General features: G+C 57.1%; 12 protein-coding genes. 10 read left to right on the forward strand and 2 right to left on the reverse strand.

What is annotated here, in order from left to right; all coding sequences use genetic code 11:
- Positions 1–2 precede the first annotated feature (2 nt).
- The 3 genes from ACZ5DH_RS05465 to ACZ5DH_RS05475 all read left to right on the forward strand — a co-directional run bounded on the left by ACZ5DH_RS05465 (position 3) and on the right by ACZ5DH_RS05475 (position 7,590).
- On the forward strand, positions 3–3,323 hold the full coding sequence (locus ACZ5DH_RS05465) for a UvrD-helicase domain-containing protein (protein WP_464256085.1): 3,321 nt from the start codon (positions 3–5) through the stop codon (positions 3,321–3,323).
- Positions 3,320–6,289 carry a PD-(D/E)XK nuclease family protein gene (locus ACZ5DH_RS05470; RefSeq protein ID WP_464256086.1) on the forward strand — a complete coding sequence of 990 codons (2,970 nt, stop codon included), beginning with the start codon at positions 3,320–3,322 and terminating at the stop codon, positions 6,287–6,289. The genes ACZ5DH_RS05465 and ACZ5DH_RS05470 overlap by 4 nt, the downstream gene beginning before the upstream one ends.
- Positions 6,290–6,450: 161 nt before the next feature.
- Positions 6,451–7,590, forward strand: a complete 1,140-nt coding sequence (locus ACZ5DH_RS05475) for an NAD(P)H-dependent flavin oxidoreductase (protein ID WP_464256507.1) — start codon at positions 6,451–6,453, stop codon at positions 7,588–7,590.
- 222 nt (positions 7,591–7,812) lie between these two features.
- On the opposite strand, the gene ACZ5DH_RS05480 is transcribed toward ACZ5DH_RS05475, so the two are convergent.
- Positions 7,813–8,622 (reverse strand): phosphoribosylformylglycinamidine synthase subunit PurQ, encoded by an 810-nt coding sequence (locus tag ACZ5DH_RS05480; protein WP_464256508.1) that lies wholly within the window; start codon positions 8,620–8,622, stop codon positions 7,813–7,815.
- 261 nt (positions 8,623–8,883) lie between these two features.
- Between ACZ5DH_RS05480 and ACZ5DH_RS05485 the strand changes: the two genes are divergently transcribed.
- The 7 genes from ACZ5DH_RS05485 (at position 8,884) to ACZ5DH_RS05515 (ending at position 15,492) form a co-directional block, all read left to right on the forward strand.
- Entirely contained in the window at positions 8,884–10,527 is a 1,644-nt protein-coding gene (locus tag ACZ5DH_RS05485) for a CTP synthase (protein ID WP_464256087.1), read from the forward strand.
- 248 nt (positions 10,528–10,775) lie between these two features.
- Positions 10,776–12,200 carry an RNA polymerase factor sigma-54 gene (rpoN, locus tag ACZ5DH_RS05490; protein WP_464256088.1) on the forward strand — a complete coding sequence of 475 codons (1,425 nt, stop codon included), beginning with the start codon at positions 10,776–10,778 and terminating at the stop codon, positions 12,198–12,200.
- Positions 12,201–12,346: 146 nt separating this feature from the next.
- A complete protein-coding gene (hpf, locus tag ACZ5DH_RS05495; RefSeq protein WP_464256089.1) occupies positions 12,347–12,886 on the forward strand; it encodes a ribosome hibernation-promoting factor, HPF/YfiA family in 540 nt (179 codons plus the stop codon).
- Positions 12,887–12,944: 58 nt separating this feature from the next.
- Entirely contained in the window at positions 12,945–13,874 is a 930-nt protein-coding gene (rapZ, locus tag ACZ5DH_RS05500; RefSeq protein WP_464256090.1) for an RNase adapter RapZ, read from the forward strand.
- A 34-nt stretch (positions 13,875–13,908) separates the two neighbouring features.
- Positions 13,909–14,352 carry a PTS sugar transporter subunit IIA gene (locus ACZ5DH_RS05505; RefSeq protein ID WP_464256091.1) on the forward strand — a complete coding sequence of 148 codons (444 nt, stop codon included), beginning with the start codon at positions 13,909–13,911 and terminating at the stop codon, positions 14,350–14,352.
- Positions 14,353–14,355: 3 nt separating this feature from the next.
- A complete protein-coding gene (locus ACZ5DH_RS05510) occupies positions 14,356–14,814 on the forward strand; it encodes a PTS sugar transporter subunit IIB (protein ID WP_464256092.1) in 459 nt (152 codons plus the stop codon).
- Between the two features lie 201 nt (positions 14,815–15,015).
- Entirely contained in the window at positions 15,016–15,492 is a 477-nt protein-coding gene (locus ACZ5DH_RS05515) for a hypothetical protein (protein WP_464256093.1), read from the forward strand.
- A 270-nt stretch (positions 15,493–15,762) separates the two neighbouring features.
- Here ACZ5DH_RS05515 and ACZ5DH_RS05520 read toward each other — a convergent pair whose 3' ends face one another.
- Positions 15,763–16,680, reverse strand: coding sequence for a manganese-dependent inorganic pyrophosphatase (locus tag ACZ5DH_RS05520; protein ID WP_464256094.1), 918 nt, complete (start codon positions 16,678–16,680; stop codon positions 15,763–15,765).
- Between the last annotated feature and the right edge of the window lie 78 nt (positions 16,681–16,758).

Consider the following 16,758-nt stretch of genomic DNA (forward strand, 5'->3'; position numbering starts at 1 on the left):
CCATGCAGCATTTGCGACAAGTCAAAGCATCCGCCGGGTCGGGAAAGACCTATGAACTGACGCGCTGCTTTCTGCAACGTCTCATCAGCAGCGGCGCACCGGGCAGAGCGGCTTCCCCCGCTTGCGCTCTTGTGTATGGTGGCCCCTGCGGCTGGGGCGATATTCTGGCTGTCACTTTTACCAATGCCGCAGCCACCGAGATGCGTGAGCGCGTGATCAGGCAGTTGAAAAACGCGGCGCTGGGCTGCCCCATGCAGGGGCTCGACCTTGACCCAGCCACGGCCAAGCGCTGGGTTGACGCCATTATGCGCGACATGAGCGCGTTGAACATCCGCACCATTGACAGCCTGCTGCACCTCATCGTGCGCGCCGCCGCCCTTGAACTCAAGCTGCATCCGGACTTTCAGCCGGTTTTTGCCACTGAAGAGGCTTTGACGCCCTATCTCGATCTTTTGCTGGAAAAAGCATGGCAAGGCGACGAAGGCATGCGCGGCCTCTTGCGCCAGGTCTGCCGGGCCATGGTCTGGCACGGGCAGAGCAGGGGCTTTCTTGCGGGCGAAAAGCTGCTGCACCAGTTACGTCCCCTGTTGGACAGCGCCCTTCTGGGCGATTTTGGCGAGCTTTCTTCGTATGACGAACTTGATGCGCGGCTTACGCTTCTCAACGAGGCCGCAAAACGGGCTGCCACAAACTTGTTGGAACTGGCCGAAAGGCAGAGCCTGCCCTGGCTGGCAAACGCGCTGAAAGCCATTCAGGCGTGGGCAAATGGCGATTATAAGCCCTCTGCCTATCTGACCAAGGACGAAGCCGCCCAGGTTTTTAAAAAGGGCGCAAATATTGATGCCGACGTGGAAAGGGCCTATGTCGTCTTTTCCAAGGCAGCGGAGTCGTGCCTCACGGACGGGCACATCCTGCGCCAGGCCTTGCGCCTCGAGCCTTCCATCCGCATGGCCCGCATCCTGACCGCGGCTTTTGCACGCAATCAGGAGCAGGAAGGCGCGCTTCCCGGCCTGCTTATTCCCCATCTGGCGCGACAGGTCCTTGAAAGCGATTACGGCGTGCCGGACACGCTCTGCCGTCTGGGCACCCGCCTCAGCCATTTTCTTTTGGACGAATTTCAGGACACCAGTCAGGACCAATGGCGCGCTCTTCGCCCTCTGGTGGAAGAAGCCCTTGCCCACGGCGGTTCACTGACCTGGGTGGGTGATGTGAAGCAGTCCATCTACGGCTGGCGTGATGGCGACCCGGAACTTTTTGACGGAATTCTTGACGACAAAGGGCTTACCGCCATTGCCGCAACCACCAGCCGCGACAACCTGCCCTTCAACTGGCGCAGCAGCCGGCAGGTGGTGGAACACAATAACGCCCTCTTCTCCCCACTGGAACAGCCGGAGACGGCACGAGCGGTCATGAGCGCTCTTTTGCCGGGCGACATGCCGCCAGACCTGCGCGATGAGATCATGAATTCTTCTGTGGCGTCGCTGGTCAGCGCCTTTGGGGGCACCACCCAGCAATGCCCGGAACACGCGCCAGAAGGCGGCCTTGTGCAGGTGGAGGATGTGGCGGCAGACTCCTCCGAACTTCTGCGCGAAGAAGTCTTCGCTCGGCTGAGCCAGATACTGCATGAAGACATAGCCCCGCACCGCCCCTGGGCCGATGTGCTGGTTCTGGTACGCAGCAATGACGGGGCCGCGCGTCTGGCCGACCATCTGGTACGGCAGGGCATCCCGGTCATCACCGAAAACAGTCTCCTCCTCGCCACCCACCCCCTGATCATACAGACTGTGGCCCTGCTTGCCTTTCTTGACAGCCCTGACGACAATATCGCGTTTATGACGCTTGTGACGGGCAGTATATTTCATGACCATGCGGAGGCTGCCGAGCTTGGCCTCACCGATCTTGACGGCTGGTGCACCCAGCAGACAACGGGGCTTTTATATCAGAATTTTCGGCAGCGCTGGCCCCGCATCTGGCAGACCCTGCTGGCACCGTTCTTCAGCCAGTCCGGCCTGATGACGCCCTATGACACGGTGCTTGAGTGGTACGCGCGCCTTCAGGTGGAGCAGCGTTTTCCTGAATCTGCCACCTTTTTGCGCCGCTTTATGGAAGTGTTGCACAGCGCCGAAGAAAAAGGGCTTGCCACGCTGTCCACCTTTCTTGAGCACTGGAACGCCAAAAATCATGAAGAAAAAGTTCCCATGCCGGAAAATATGGACGCCGTGCGCATCATGACGGTGCATAAATCCAAAGGGCTGGAAGCGCCGGTGGTTTTCGTTCCCTTTACCGGTCTGAACATCGCGGTTTCGGACAAGCCCATGCGCGAAGAACGCCAGGGCCTGAGCATGATGGTGCGTAACCAGAAAGCCCTTGGCCGCCCGTATTACGAAGAACTGGCCCGCCAGGCGCGGGAAAGCCTCAATCTGCTCTACGTCGCCTTTACCCGGGCCAGAGACGCCCTGTATGTTTTTCGCACAACGGCAAAACGGCAGTCGCCCGTCCTGGCGGGACTGGACATCCTGTGGGAACGCGCGGGCTGGCAGCCACCCTATACGCTGGGCAGCCTGCCCCCTGCCCCGAAAGCTGTCGCGGTCAGCAACGCGGAACAACCATCCGCCGCGCCCATACCTGAAGAAGCCATCTGCGTGCGATCCAAGGACGACGAATATGCCGCGCAGGCAGAGCCAAAACAGCAAGCCACTGCCGCGCCTGTCCCCGCTTGGGCTCCGTCGGTTCCTGAAAACTGGCGGCCCATGCAGTGGCTGCCGCGCCTGAAAATTTTTCGCAATCCACTGGAGGCGTTTGACTTCAGGCCCAAGGACAGGGGCAACCTGCTGCATTTTTGCCTGGAACACCTGCGCATCACCGGCAACCCGCAAAATGACGCGCAGGCCGCCCTGCACTTCGGCCTGCGTCACTATCCCCTGCCCGTGCCGGATGACGCGGACATCCATCAGGGCGTGACCGAAGCCCTGCGCTGGTTTGCCAGTCAGCCGCCGTCAGCCCGCTGGCTGGCAAACGGTTGGCCGGAGCATTCCATCATGACCGACGACGGCCACCTTTTGCGCATGGATCTGCTGGTTCAGGAAAGCTGGGGAATACTCGTTCTTGACTACAAAAGCGGTCAGCCCGATGCCGAGCATGTGGAACAGCTGCGCAAATATCTCACCTGCCTGAACCGGGATCAAGAAAAGGAACAAGCGTCTGCCAGGGGGCTTCTGGTGTACCTTGACCAGCAGCGTTTTCGCCTTGTGACGCGGGACGAGGCTTCGGAGCTGGTTTCAGACTGCCATGAATTATTGCCCAGGGAAGAAGGTCAGTCATGAGCGCTTCTCCCTTTCTGATTTTTCCCTGGCAGCGGCCTTTTTTGCCTGCCCTCAAGGATCACTTGAACCAGAATACTCAGGGCCGCCCCGGCTCGGCTCTGGTGCTGGTTCCGCACAACCGCCCCTGGCGCTATCTTGTGCAGCTGTACGCTGCCGACGGATACACCGGGCTTTTGCCCAAGGTCATGACCTTGTCCGATGCCGTGGCTTCATGGCGCGCCTTTGACAGTTCCGCCCCCCTGCACACGGCCAACACGCTGGACCGCGTGGCATTGCTGCACCAATGCATCAACACGCTCGCGCGTGAAGACAGCAGCCTCGCGGCCCGCTTTGCCCGTATGGACATGGCGCTCTTTCTGCCCTGGGGGCTGCGCCTGGCCGCCCTGCTGGAAGAAATGTACGGGCAACTGGTGAAAATAACGGACATCAGTCATCTGGAAAATGAAGTGGCCGCGCCGGCAGCGGCCCTGCTGGGCGCGCTGGGCCGTATCAGCAAGGCCTATGAGGCAGCCCTGCTGAACAACAGCTGGACAACGCCAGGGCTGGACATTTTCACCCTGGCCCGGGGCAACCCGCCGGTTCCGCCCCTGTTCGCCCCGCGCCCGGATCGTCCCGTGGTCATTGCGGGCTTTTCGCTGCTCACAGGAGGAGAAGACCATCTTTTAAAGCGGCTTTGGCAGGACGGAGCCGAAATCTGCCTGCACAGCGATCCGGCCCTTGCTGAAAACACGGGGAGCGCCCATTGGGCCTGCGAAGAGCAGGCGGCATGGCTGCGCCGTTGGAATGCGCGGGCAATTGCGGCCATGCCCCTAACCGAGCAGGAAAAAGCCCACCAGCCCCGCTACCGCTTTTTTGCCGGTTATGACTGCCATTCCCAGCTTGAAGCCTTGCGCCGCGACCTGGAGCCCGTGGCCGACACCTCGCGGGCTGGCCTGGAGCCCGCAACGGCCGCCTCCACCGCCGTGGTGCTCACGGACAGTTCGCTGCTCATGCCGGTGCTGCACCATTTGCCGGACAAGGACGTCAACATCTCCATGGGGTACCCCCTGGAGCGTTCGCCGCTGAACCGACTGCTGGACGGCATGTTGCGGCTTCAGGCGACAAGAAGCGACGAAGGGCGCTATTATTGGCGGCAAGTGCTGCAATGCCTGCGCCATCCGTACGTGAACCTGCTGCGCACCCAGGATAAGGACGGCAATCCACTGCTCCTGCGCGATGCGCTGCGTTTGCTTGAAAGGCATATTCGCGATGGGGTGCGCTTCGTGGATATGGATGAAGCCGTGCGCACCTGCCTGGGCCAGTTGCCGGAGGCTTTGGCCCTGCTGCTGGAAGAAACTGTAAAAATTCTGGTGCATGCGCCATCCGCCGCCAGCACCACAAAGGACATGGCCGACGTTCTTCAGAACCTGTGTTCCTTTTTGCGCAGTCGCGGCGGCGAACTGTGGAAACACTTTCCCCTGGACGCGGAAGCCATGTACCGCCTTATGCGGCAGGCCGTGCCGGTTCTGCGTGCAAACCTTCTGGCGCAAACTGACTTTCCGCTCACCACGCTTCAGGGCATGGTGCGGGAAGTCCTCGGGCAGGAGCGCATCCCCTTTGAGGCTGAGCCCCTCACAGGTTTGCAGGTGCTTGGCATGCTTGAAACACGCCTGCTGCATTTTGACCGCGTGCTTATTATGGACGCCACCGACGACAAACTCCCCGGCAATCCTGCCCAGGATCCGCTCTTGCCGGATTCTTTACGGCAAACCCTTGGACTGCCGGACTCACGCCGACGTGAAAGGGCCGCTGCGCACACCCTGTACCGGCTTTGCGCCGGAGCGGATGAAGTGGCCTTTTTCTGGCAGGAAGGCATCACCCGTTCAGCGCTTTTTGACGGTAAAAAAAGCCGCAGCCGTTTTGTGGAGCAGCTGCTCTGGCAGGAAGAACAAAGGCGTGGGGCATTGCTCACCCCTGGTGAACCACCACTTGAAACCGCAACCTGTACGGTACGGGCCGCGGCCACTGAAACAAAAATTCTCGCACGCGGGGCTGAACTCAACGCCGCTCTGGCGGCTCTGCTCCGCACGCCGCTCTCCGCCACTCGGCTGGACGTGTACCTTCAGTGCCCTCTGCGCTTTGCCTGGCAGCATCTGTGCGGCCTGCGCCCGCCGCAGGAAATTAATGAAGGCGATGACCCGGCAGCTGTGGGCACCTGCATTCACAATACGCTCAAGGCCCTTTATGACCCCTATCTTGATAAGGTTGTTCGCTCTGGCGACATCTCGGCCGCAACAGTGCGCGCCCGTTTTTTCGAGCAGCTGGAAGCAGCGGATTTACGTCGTCTGCTGCCCGCCGACAGTTGCCTGATGCTTGAAGAAGCGGCTCCCATGCGGCTCATGCGTTTTCTGGAAGGCCAGCCGGACAATGTGCTTATCGTGGCCCTGGAACAAAAACTTGAAGCAACCCTGCGTCTTGCCGGACGCGACTATGACTTTGTCGGCACCGTGGACCGCGTGGACCGCCGTGACGGTCTGCTGTACATCCTTGATTATAAAACCGGCGCCATAAAAAAACATGACGGCAGCCTGTGGACCGACCTGCCCTACTTTGCCCGCGCCGAAAGCCTCTGCGATTCGCTGATGGCGGACGCCACGGATGATCCCGCCCGACTGGAACAGCTTGAAGACCTTTTTGACGAACTGCGCACCCGCCTGCCCAGCCTGCAGTTGCCGTGCTATCTGTCCATGGCGGGAGCCTGCGGCATGGCCCAGCTGGGCGACGCGGCGCTGGTTGAACTGCGTGACGAGGGCAGGGAGCATCCCCTGTTCGGCGGTCTTGTGGACGACGACCTGGATGCGGCTCTGGGGTTCTGCCGTTCTGTCCTGACCCTGACCCTTCTGCACATGGAACACTCCCCCAATTTCTCGGCCCGACCCGACAGACATTGCCAGTGGTGCCCGTATTCCGGTCTTTGTTCCATATAAATACCAGGATGTTGACGCCGCCATTAAAAATGCTCACAGGGTTATTGCATCTTGTGAAAATTGCAGCTATTATTACGCCTAATTTATATATGGGGGATATCTTGATCAGCACTGAAAAGGTGTTGGACAAGTTCCATACAAGTCAGGACGGAGGTCTTGCAATGTCTTTTCCCGCGCTAAAAATAGGACATCTCACCGCCAAAATTCCTGTGGTTCAGGGTGGCATGGGTGTAGGAATATCGCTTTCTGGCCTTGCTTCCGCTGTGGCCAATCAGGGCGGCATTGGCGTTATCGCCGGAGCCATGATCGGCATGAAGGAGCCTGATGTTGCCAAGGACCCCCTTACCGCCAACCTGCGCGCCCTACGCAATGAAATTGAAAAGGCCCGTCAGCTGACAAACGGCATTGTGGGCGTCAATCTCATGGTGGCGCTGACCACGTTCAGCCAGATGGTACGTACCACCATCGAAAGCAAGGCCGATATCATCTTTTCCGGCGCGGGCCTGCCTCTGGATATGCCCAAGCATCTCCTCCAGGCGTGCGAAGAAAAAAAAGAAGAATTCAAAACCAAACTTGTGCCCATTGTCTCTTCGGCACGTGCGGCTTCCGTTATTGCCAAAAAGTGGATCTCCCGCTTCAACTACGTGCCCGACGCCTTTGTGGTCGAAGGCCCCAAGGCTGGCGGGCACCTCGGCTTCAAGGCGGAAGAACTGCAGGACCCCGCGCACGCGCTGGAAGTGCTGGTGCCTCAGGTGGTTGAAACCGTGAAGCCCCTGGAAGACAAGTACGGCAAGGCCGTGCCCATCATTGCCGCCGGTGGCGTATACTCTGGCGAAGACATCAAAAAATTTCTGGATCTGGGCGCTTCCGGCGTGCAGATGGGCACCCGTTTTGTCGCCACCCACGAGTGCGATGCCGATGAACGCTTCAAGCAGTCGTACCTTGCGGCCAAAGCTGAAGACGTCACCATCATCAAAAGCCCGGTGGGCATGCCCGGACGCGCTCTGATCAACAACTTCATCCAGGCCGCGCGCGAAGGCAATAAAAAGCCTTTCAAATGCGTCTTCCACTGCGTGCACACTTGCGAACAGGAAAAGACGCCGTATTGCATCGCCCAGGCGCTCATTAACGCCATGAGGGGCAACCTTGAGCGTGGATTCGCCTTCTGCGGCGCCAACGTGTCGCGGGTAAACAAGATTATCTCGGTCCGAGAACTCATGGACAGCCTGCAGCACGAATTTGATGAAGCAATGGCCTCATTGAGCAAGAGCATGCAGAACATGTTCAACGGCAAAAGCTGACTTGTCGTTAACGTATGATACTAAAAGCCGGGCACATTCACATGCCCGGCTTTTTAGTATCCGTTGCCGAAATTTAGAGCATTTTAACTTTGAAAAAGTGTAAATGCTCTAACGCTGCACGAAAGTGCAGCGCGCCATAACATGGCGTGGATTCAGCCGAAAATTGCACTTTTCGGCTGAATGAAAACTTTGAAATGTGAAGCATTTCAAAGTTAATCTGCTCTATTGGCCGCGCAGATAACGCACGGCATTGACGAACAGCAATGTTCCCGGGGGGTCCAGCTCGCCGCGCGTCCAGGCTGGATGATTGGTCACGTGATGGAAGGCCTCGGGGTGCGGCATAAGTCCGAGCACCCGGCCTGTGGGGTCGGTAAGCCCGGCGATGGCCAATGCCGCGCCGTTGGGATTGAGAGGATATTCCTGCGTGGGCTGTTTTGTTTCGGGATCGGCATACTGAAGGGCAATGAGATTTTCCGATTCAAGGCGGCGCAGGCACTCTTCATCCCGCGGCACAAGTTTGCCTTCTCCGTGACGCACAGGCATGCACAGCATGGGCATATCCTTGGTGAAGACACAGGGGCTTTTGGGGTTGGGCAGCAAGTGCACCCACCGGTCTTCGTAGCGGGCCGAGTCATTGTGCCCCAGCGAAACCTGGCGTTCAAAGCGCATGCCCCCAAGGGCCGGCAGCACGCCAAGCTTGACCAGCAACTGAAAGCCGTTGCAAATGCCCAGAATGAGCTTGCCCTGGTCCAGAAAGTCGCGCAAACTTTGCAGCAGAGGAACGCCTTGCGCGTCCTTGAGGTAACGCCAGCGCATTGCAGCGGCCTGGGCTGCCCCCAGGTCGTCGCCATCAAGGAATCCGCCGGGAAAAACCAGGAAATGATACTCCGCCAATCGAACCTTGGCTGCCACAATGTCTGAAAAGTGAACCACATCGGCTCTGTCTGCCCCGGCCAGGCGGGCTGCATGGGCCGTTTCAAGATGAGAATTTGTTCCGTAGCCGGTGATGACCAGTGTATTGACCATGCCCATGCGGGTAAAGCCTCCTTGGCTTGCTAGCAAATCTTCACGCGCCGCGCCTGTGCTGATCCGGCGCTGGCGCGCGGCCTGTGGGCCAAAAACAGCCCGCGCCTCATGAGCCGCAGGCAGAGCCAGGCTGTACCGATGCGGGTTGAAGAGGGAATAACACACTACGTACCTTGTTTTCGATAGTCAATGCTAGTCAAAAAATTCATTTTAGGCTAAGGATACAGGGTTGTGCTGAAAAGTGATCAAGATATCAAGGTGGAAGGCATGAAAACGAAATTTATCTTTGTGACGGGCGGAGTTCTGTCATCTCTGGGCAAGGGCCTTGCTGCGGCCTCTCTGGGCGCGCTGCTGCAAACCCGAGGCCTTACGGTAACCATACAGAAGCTGGATCCCTATATTAACGTTGACCCTGGCACCATGAACCCCTTCCAGCACGGCGAGGTTTTCGTCACCGACGACGGTGCTGAAACCGACCTGGACCTGGGGCATTACGAACGCTATCTCAATGTGCCCATGTCGCGGAAAAACAACACCACTTCAGGGGCCATCTACAATCAGGTCATCGCCAAAGAGCGTCACGGCGACTATCTGGGCGCCACGGTACAGGTTATTCCCCACATCACCGACGAGATCAAAGGCGTGGTATTGTCTCTGGCTGAAGGGGATAATGCCCCGGATGTGGCCATCATTGAAATCGGCGGCACCGTCGGCGACATTGAAGGGCTGCCCTTCCTTGAAGCCATACGCCAGCTGCGCTCTGATCTTGGCCGTGACAACTGCCTCAACATTCATCTTACCCTTGTGCCCTATCTGCGCACCGCTGGCGAGCACAAGACCAAGCCCACCCAGCACAGCGTCAAAGAACTTCTTTCCATCGGCATTCAGCCCGACATCATCCTTTGCCGCTGTGAGCAGAGCATCCCCGAAGAACTGCGCCGCAAGATCGCCCTCTTCTGTAATGTCGATCAGGACGCCGTGTTCTCCTCGGTGGATGTGAACAATATTTATGAAGTGCCGCTGAAGTTTTATGAAGAAGGCTTTGACCAGAAAGTGGCGATCATGCTGCGCCTGCCAGCGCGCAATGCCCATCTTGAAGCCTGGGAAAAGCTCGTCAGCGACTGCGCCGATCCCAAGGGCACGGTTACCATTGCCATTGTGGGCAAGTACGTGGACCTGAAAGAGGCGTATAAAAGCCTGCATGAAGCTCTGATCCACGGCGGCGTGGCCAACCGCGTTCAGGTGAATCTGCGCTACGTTAATTCCGAAAACATTGACGACAGCAATGTGGCGGAACAGTTGAAAGGCTGCGACGGCATTCTGGTTCCCGGCGGCTTTGGATACCGTGGCGTTGAAGGCAAGATCGTGGCCATCCGGTATGCGCGTGAAAAAAAAGTGCCCTTCTTTGGCATCTGCCTGGGCATGCAATGCGCTGTCATCGAATTTGCCCGTCATGTGGCGGAAATGGCCGACGCAAACTCCGAAGAATTCGACCACCGCTCCAAGCACAAGGTCATTTACCTCATGACCGAATGGTACGATTTCCGCACCAAGAACGTTGAAAAACGCGACGCTGGCAGCGACAAGGGCGGCACCATGCGCCTTGGATCCTACCCGTGCAAGGTTCTGCCCAATTCTCGCGCGTTTGAGGCGTACAAGAAAGAGCTGGTTGAAGAGCGCCACCGCCACCGCTATGAATTCAATAACGAATTCAGGGATGCTCTGGCGGAAAAAGGCATGGTTTTCAGCGGCACTTCACCGGACGGAAACCTTGTGGAGATAGTGGAACTGCCCGACCACCCCTGGTTTTTGGGCTGTCAGTTCCACCCCGAATTCAAATCCAGGCCCATGGCCGCGCATCCGCTGTTCCGTGAATTTATCACGGCAGCCAAAAAGCACGCCAAGGTGTAAGGCTTGCATGATCGCATCATAATTTGATGACAGGAAGAAGGGAGGGCGACCTCCCTTTTTCCGTTTCAGGACCAGCTGCGGTTCTTGAAGCCAACACCTTGAAAACAATGATGCAAAGCTTGGGCCAGCTCACGGATTGGTTTGTTTTTTGGTCGCGCAACCTCTGGCTATTGCATAATTTTTGCCACTATGGCACACTACTTGTAAATAAAATATTTTCTGCTGACCTTTCAAGACGGAACAGGCTCATGGCACTGGAACTTCGACAGCAATTAAAACTGACTCAGCAGCTCGTGATGACCCCGCAATTACAGCAGGCCATCAAGCTGCTCCAGCTCTCACGCATGGAGCTTCTCGAGACTGTGCAGCAGGAAATGCTGGACAATCCTTTTCTTGAAGAATCCCAGGGCGATGACACTTCGCCAGATTCAGGCGATGACAGGCGGGAAAAAGCCGCCGAAGAGGTGTACGATCAAGACCTGGCCAAGGATGCCGACTGGGAAGATTACCTGGGAGAGTTCGCAAGCACTCCCCGCCTTGTGCAGCCACGCGAGTTTGAGGTTGCTGAAGATATTTCGCCCCTTGAAGCGCGCTACTCGGCCAAGCCCACCCTCGAAGGCCACCTGCTGTGGCAGTTGCGTCTTTCCTCCCTCACAGAGACACAAAAAGACATAGGCGAAGTCATCATCGGCAACCTTTCTTCTGCCGGGTATCTGCACGCCAGCCTGGAAGAAATCGCACAGATGACGGAGTCTGATACGGCTGAAGTTCAGACGGTGCTTGAAAAGGTGCAACTGTTTGATCCTGTGGGCGTGGCCGCCCGTGATGCCCGTGAATGCCTGCTCGTACAGATAAAAAGCCTGAAGTATGACCGCGACCCCATACTGCTTGAACTCGTGCGCTCGCACCTGGAGGACCTTGAAGCCAAGCGCTACAAGCCCCTGCTGCGCAAATTCAAGCTGGATATGGAGGAACTGAAAGAATATCTGGACATCATCCAGAGCCTTGATCCCCTGCCTGGAGCCAGTTTTGGCGGTGGCGAACCAACCTATGTGAGCCCTGATGTTTTTGTGTACAAAATGGGCGATGAGTTCGTCATTCTGCTCAACGAGGATGGCTTGCCGCAGTTGCAGCTTTCCAATCTGAGCCAGATGGACATGAAGGGATCCTCAGATAAGGAAAAAGAATACTGTACAGAAAAAATGCGCTCGGCCAGCTGGCTCATCAAGAGCCTCTATCAGCGCCAGCGCACCCTGTACAAAGTGATGGAAAGCATCGTCCGGCACCAGCAGCCCTTTTTCGAGGATGGCGTGACGCGTCTGGCACCGCTTATTCTCAAGGATATCGCTGATGACATCAGCATGCATGAATCCACGGTAAGCCGCATAACAACAAACAAGTACGTGGCGACGCCGCACGGCATTTTTGAACTGAAATTTTTCTTCAACAGCGGTCTGGAGCTTGATGACGGCAGCCAGGTCGGCTCTGAGAGCGTTAAAGCCCTCATCAAGAAGTTCATTGCTGACGAAGACACCAGGTCTCCCCTGAGCGATGAACGCATTGGCGAAATGCTGAAAGAGCACCTTAAGGTCAACATCGCACGTCGCACTGTGGCCAAGTACCGCACTGCCCTTGATATTCCGTCGTCTTCAAGACGCAAGGAACATTTCTGACCTTGGCCTTGGCGCGGCACAAGCGCCGCTGCCCGCCTGAGGCAAAAAATTTTTAAAACAAGATGGTTCATCAAATTTCCACCGTCGTTCAAAAGACGGGTTCCACAGTTCTCCATGCCGGGAACTGACATCATAAGGAGGATTATATGAACATCTCTTTTGCCTTCAAAAACTTTGAAGCCTCCGACCATCTTAAAAAGTATGCCCGACGCCGCATGGAAAAGCTGGGGCGTTTTTTTGGCAAGTCTTCCGGTCTTGAGGTAAGCGTTGTGCTTACTGTGGACAAGTTTCGTCATCGCTGCGAAGTGACGGTTGTTGGCGAAGGTTTGCATATAAACGCAACGGAACAGACTTCAGATATGTATGCCGCCATCGACCTTGTGACAGACAAGGTCGAGGCACAGATCAAACGCCAGGTTTCGCGGGTCAAGACGCAACGCCGTAAGGCTCGCTCTGCCGATGTTGACGTCTTTACCTATAACCTTGACGCAGAGGCTGAAGTGGCGCAACCGGTTGAAGGCACTGACCGCCTTGCCACCAAGCCGCTGCACCTTGATGAGGCGCTTATGCAGCTTGACTCCATCGGCAGTGAGTTCCTGGTGTTTTTCAACGCCGAAAATGGCCGCATCAACGTGGTGTACCGCACCCGCACGAGCAGCTACGCGCTGATTGACCCCGTCTTATAATTACGCCTGTTCCCGGCCGTCTGATGCCAGGCGGCCGGGAAGCATAGCAGGGGGAATAATGACTGCCACCACAAAGCAGCCACAGAAAACATTGGCTGCGAACACCGCAGCCCAACTGCCGGTGGCCGTGTGCATTGTCACCGGCCTTTCCGGTGCGGGTAAAAGTACGGCCCTGAAAGTTTTTGAAGATATGGGGCACTTTGTGGTGGACGGGTTGCCAGCAAGCCTGGCCCCCGAAATGGTAAGCATGATGTCCCGCCCTTCCATGAGCCATTTCAAGGGAATCGCCCTTGGCATGGACCTGCGCCAGAGCAACTTTCTGGATGAGATCAATGAAGCGCTGTCTGATCTCACCGCCCAGAACATTCGCCCCATGCTCCTGTTTTTGGAGTGCAACGTGCAGGAGCTGCTGCGCCGCTACGCCACCACGCGCCGCCCCCACCCCCTTGAGCGCGAGGGCATGGGGCTTGAAACAGCCCTGCTTTCCGAGCGCAACAGCCTGCGCCCTTTACGGGAAATGGCCGACCTTGTTGTCGACACCTCCCACTTCTCCATTCATGATCTGCGCCGGGCCATTCAGAAGCGCTGGAGCGACAGCAAAAGCAAGCTTCGGGCCATCAAGGTCAACGTCATTTCCTTTGGCTTCAAATATGGCGTCCCGCGCGAGGCCGATTTCGTGTTTGACCTGCGCTTTCTTACCAATCCATACTTTGTTGAAGAGCTGCGCCCCCTGAGCGGCAAGGACAAGGCCGTGGCGCAATATGTTTTTGACCAGCCCAATGCGCGCGAATTTCGAGCAAAACTTATGGACCTTTTGCTGTTCATGCTGCCGCTTATGGAAACTGAAGGCCGCTACCGAGTCACCATCGCCGTTGGCTGCACCGGTGGTCGCCACCGCTCCGTTGCCATGGCCGAAGAAATCACGCAAGCCCTGAAACAGGCAGACTACCCCACGACCCTGGAACACCGACATCTTGAACTTGGCTAGAAAAGCTGGCAGGCTCTGAGCCGAGAGGAATGCCATGACGGAAGAAAGCAAGAAGACACAGGTAGGGATTATTGTTGTCTCGCATGCCGACTATGGTTCGGCCATGCTGCGCACAGCCGAATTCATTCTCGGCCCGCAAAGCGACTGTAGCTCCATCAGTGTGGACGTTGCCCATGAAGTTTCTGAAACGGTACGCCGCCTTACCGATGCCGCACAGCGGCTCGACAAGGGTGCGGGGGTCATTATTCTTACCGACATGTTTGGCGGTACGCCCACAAACCTCGCCCTCGCGCTGCTGGCCACCCACAAGGTTGAGGTGGTGACGGGTGCAAACCTGCCTATGCTTCTCAAGGTTTTTTCCGCGCGTGAAAAAAACCTGGAAGAGCTGGCGCAGCTTGCCGGCGAGGCAGGCTCCAAAGGCATCGTTGTCGCAGGAAATATGCTGCGCAATAAAACACGGGCCAAAAACGACGGTTAGCGTATGTGGTTCCGTGTGGACAATCGCCTGGTGCATGGGCAGGTCATTGAAGCGTGGTTGCCCTATACGGGCGCCAGGCACCTGATTGTCGCCAATGATGAACTGGCGGCAGACCCGTTGCGGCAACAGATAATCGAACTGGCCGTGCCCCAGCGCATCCTCACGCACTTCATCCCGGTTCACGATCTGGCCGTAACGCTGGACGCATGCGGCGAAGACTGTTTTGTACTCTTTGGGAATTGCCAGGACGCACGCCGCGCGAGCAATGCGGGCATCATTATGGAAACCCTCAATATCGGCAACCTGCATTACGGCCCAGAAAAAATGCAAATCCTTCCTCATGTGGCGCTATCCGCCGAAGACAGGGAAGACCTGCGTTCCATCCAGCAGCATCTGGTGCTGCTGGATTTTCGCAGCGTCCCCACAGAAACCGTAAGGGGTCCCCATGAGCAGCTTATATGAAATGATGGCAACCGGGGCACCTTACGCTTTTTTTTTGCCCTGGCTGGCGCGGCCCGTTCGTCCTGCATTATCGGCATTGTTGACCGACCCATCTGTCTTGCGCTCATAGCCGGAGCCATCACTTCTGACTGGAGCCTCGCCCTGCCGCTGGGTATCATTTTTGAACTTTTGTGGCTGGACGCCCTTGAACTGGGCAGTGTCGTGCCACCCTATGGCGGTCTGAGCTTTTTACTGCTTTTTCCCATATGCAGACACTTTGGTCTTGAGCAACCGGGCAGTCTGCTCATCCCCCTCATTCTTTGCATGCTGGCTGCTTACGCGGCGGCCTACGGCGAACATCGCCAGCGCATCAGCCAAAACCCCATGGTTGACAAGGTCGAAGCCTGGTGCGCAGGCAAGCCCAAAGGGCTCGCGCCCGGCACAGCGCTACTGCTGTCTTCTCTGTACAGAAGCCTGTGGCAGATAATTCTTTATTGCCTCTGCTTCATCCTGATCTTCAGTCTTGTGGACACGCTGCACAACAGGCAAGCCCTGCCCGCCCTGCGCGCTGTAACGTGGTCAGCCCTTTATGTGGCCGCCCTTATGGGGGCGGTGCTTTCTCTGCGCACACGCCAGGCCTATGCGGTTCTTACGGGCAGCCTGGGCGTGTTGGCCATGCTTATCTGGATTGACAGCTGACGCAGTGCGACTTTGTGGATATGCATTCTCCCAACCCCCTAAAACTCTTACCGAGCTTCTGATCTGAGACGGGGCCTCTGGAGGCAGTGTTTTTCACGCTTTACACCAATCGCAACGGCTCTCTGCTCTGGAGCAAATGGCCGAGCTAATCCCTTCGGGGGGGCACGCACTCTCACTCAGCCGCTTGGACACAAGCCCCCGTCTGCGGCCATAAATGCAAAACCCCGGCACCGCGCGGGCACCGGGGTTTTTACTTCTGACAGTCAGTGCTTACTTGAAAGCCTTTTCAAAGTTGGGCACAACCTGCTTTTTACGGCTCATGACGCCGGGCAGCCACACGGTGGAGCCTTCGGCCTTGACGCCAAAAGCTTTTTCCACCACTGAGGGATCATCGGAAACGATGAGCATTTCCGAGCCTTCTTTCATGATGTCGGTCAGCAGCAGAAACACGCTGTGGCGGCCTTCAGCCTTGACCTTTTCAATTTCGGCCTGCAGGCCGGCCTTCACGGGCTCAAGGATGGAGAGGTCAACCACTTCAAGCTGGCCAATGCCTACCTTGTTGCCATTCATGTCGAAATCTTTGTAATCACGGAAGACAAGGTCTTTCATGGGGGTGCCGTCAACGGCGCTCTTGACCTTGAACATTTCCATGCCCAGAGACACCACATCGCTCACGCCCGCGATCTTGGCCAGTTCTTCAACGGCCTTTTTATCAGCAGGGGTACAGGTGGGCGACTTGAAGATAACCGTGTCGGACAGGATAGCGCACAGCATTGCGCCGGCAAGGTTCTTGGGAATTTCGATGCCGTAGAAGTCATACATGTTCTTGAGAACGGTGTTGGTGCAGCCCACGGGCCAGATCCAGGCTTCCAGCGGCGAAGAAGTGGTCACGTCACCAAGCTTGTGGTGGTCGACAATGCCGAGCACAGTGGCGGAATCCATGCCCTTGGGGGCCTGGGCCAAGTCGGAGTAGTCAACCAGATAAACATCCTTGCCAGCCACGTCGGCGACAACCTGAGGAGCAGCAAGGCCGAACTTGTTCAGAACGAATTCGGTTTCGGGAGTGGGCGCGCCCTGGGCAACCGGGGTGACGTCCATACCGCGCTTGCTGTACAGGTCAGCGGCGACAATGGCGGAAACAATGCTATCGGTATCAGGATTCATGTGACCAAGAACTAATGCGGACATGACTGTCTCTCCTTCCGGTATGGTTCAGGTATGCGGTTCAATTTGACCGATTTGTACTCTTTAGCACAAAGTGCCGCC

It is taken from the genome of Desulfovibrio simplex (assembly GCF_055387835.1).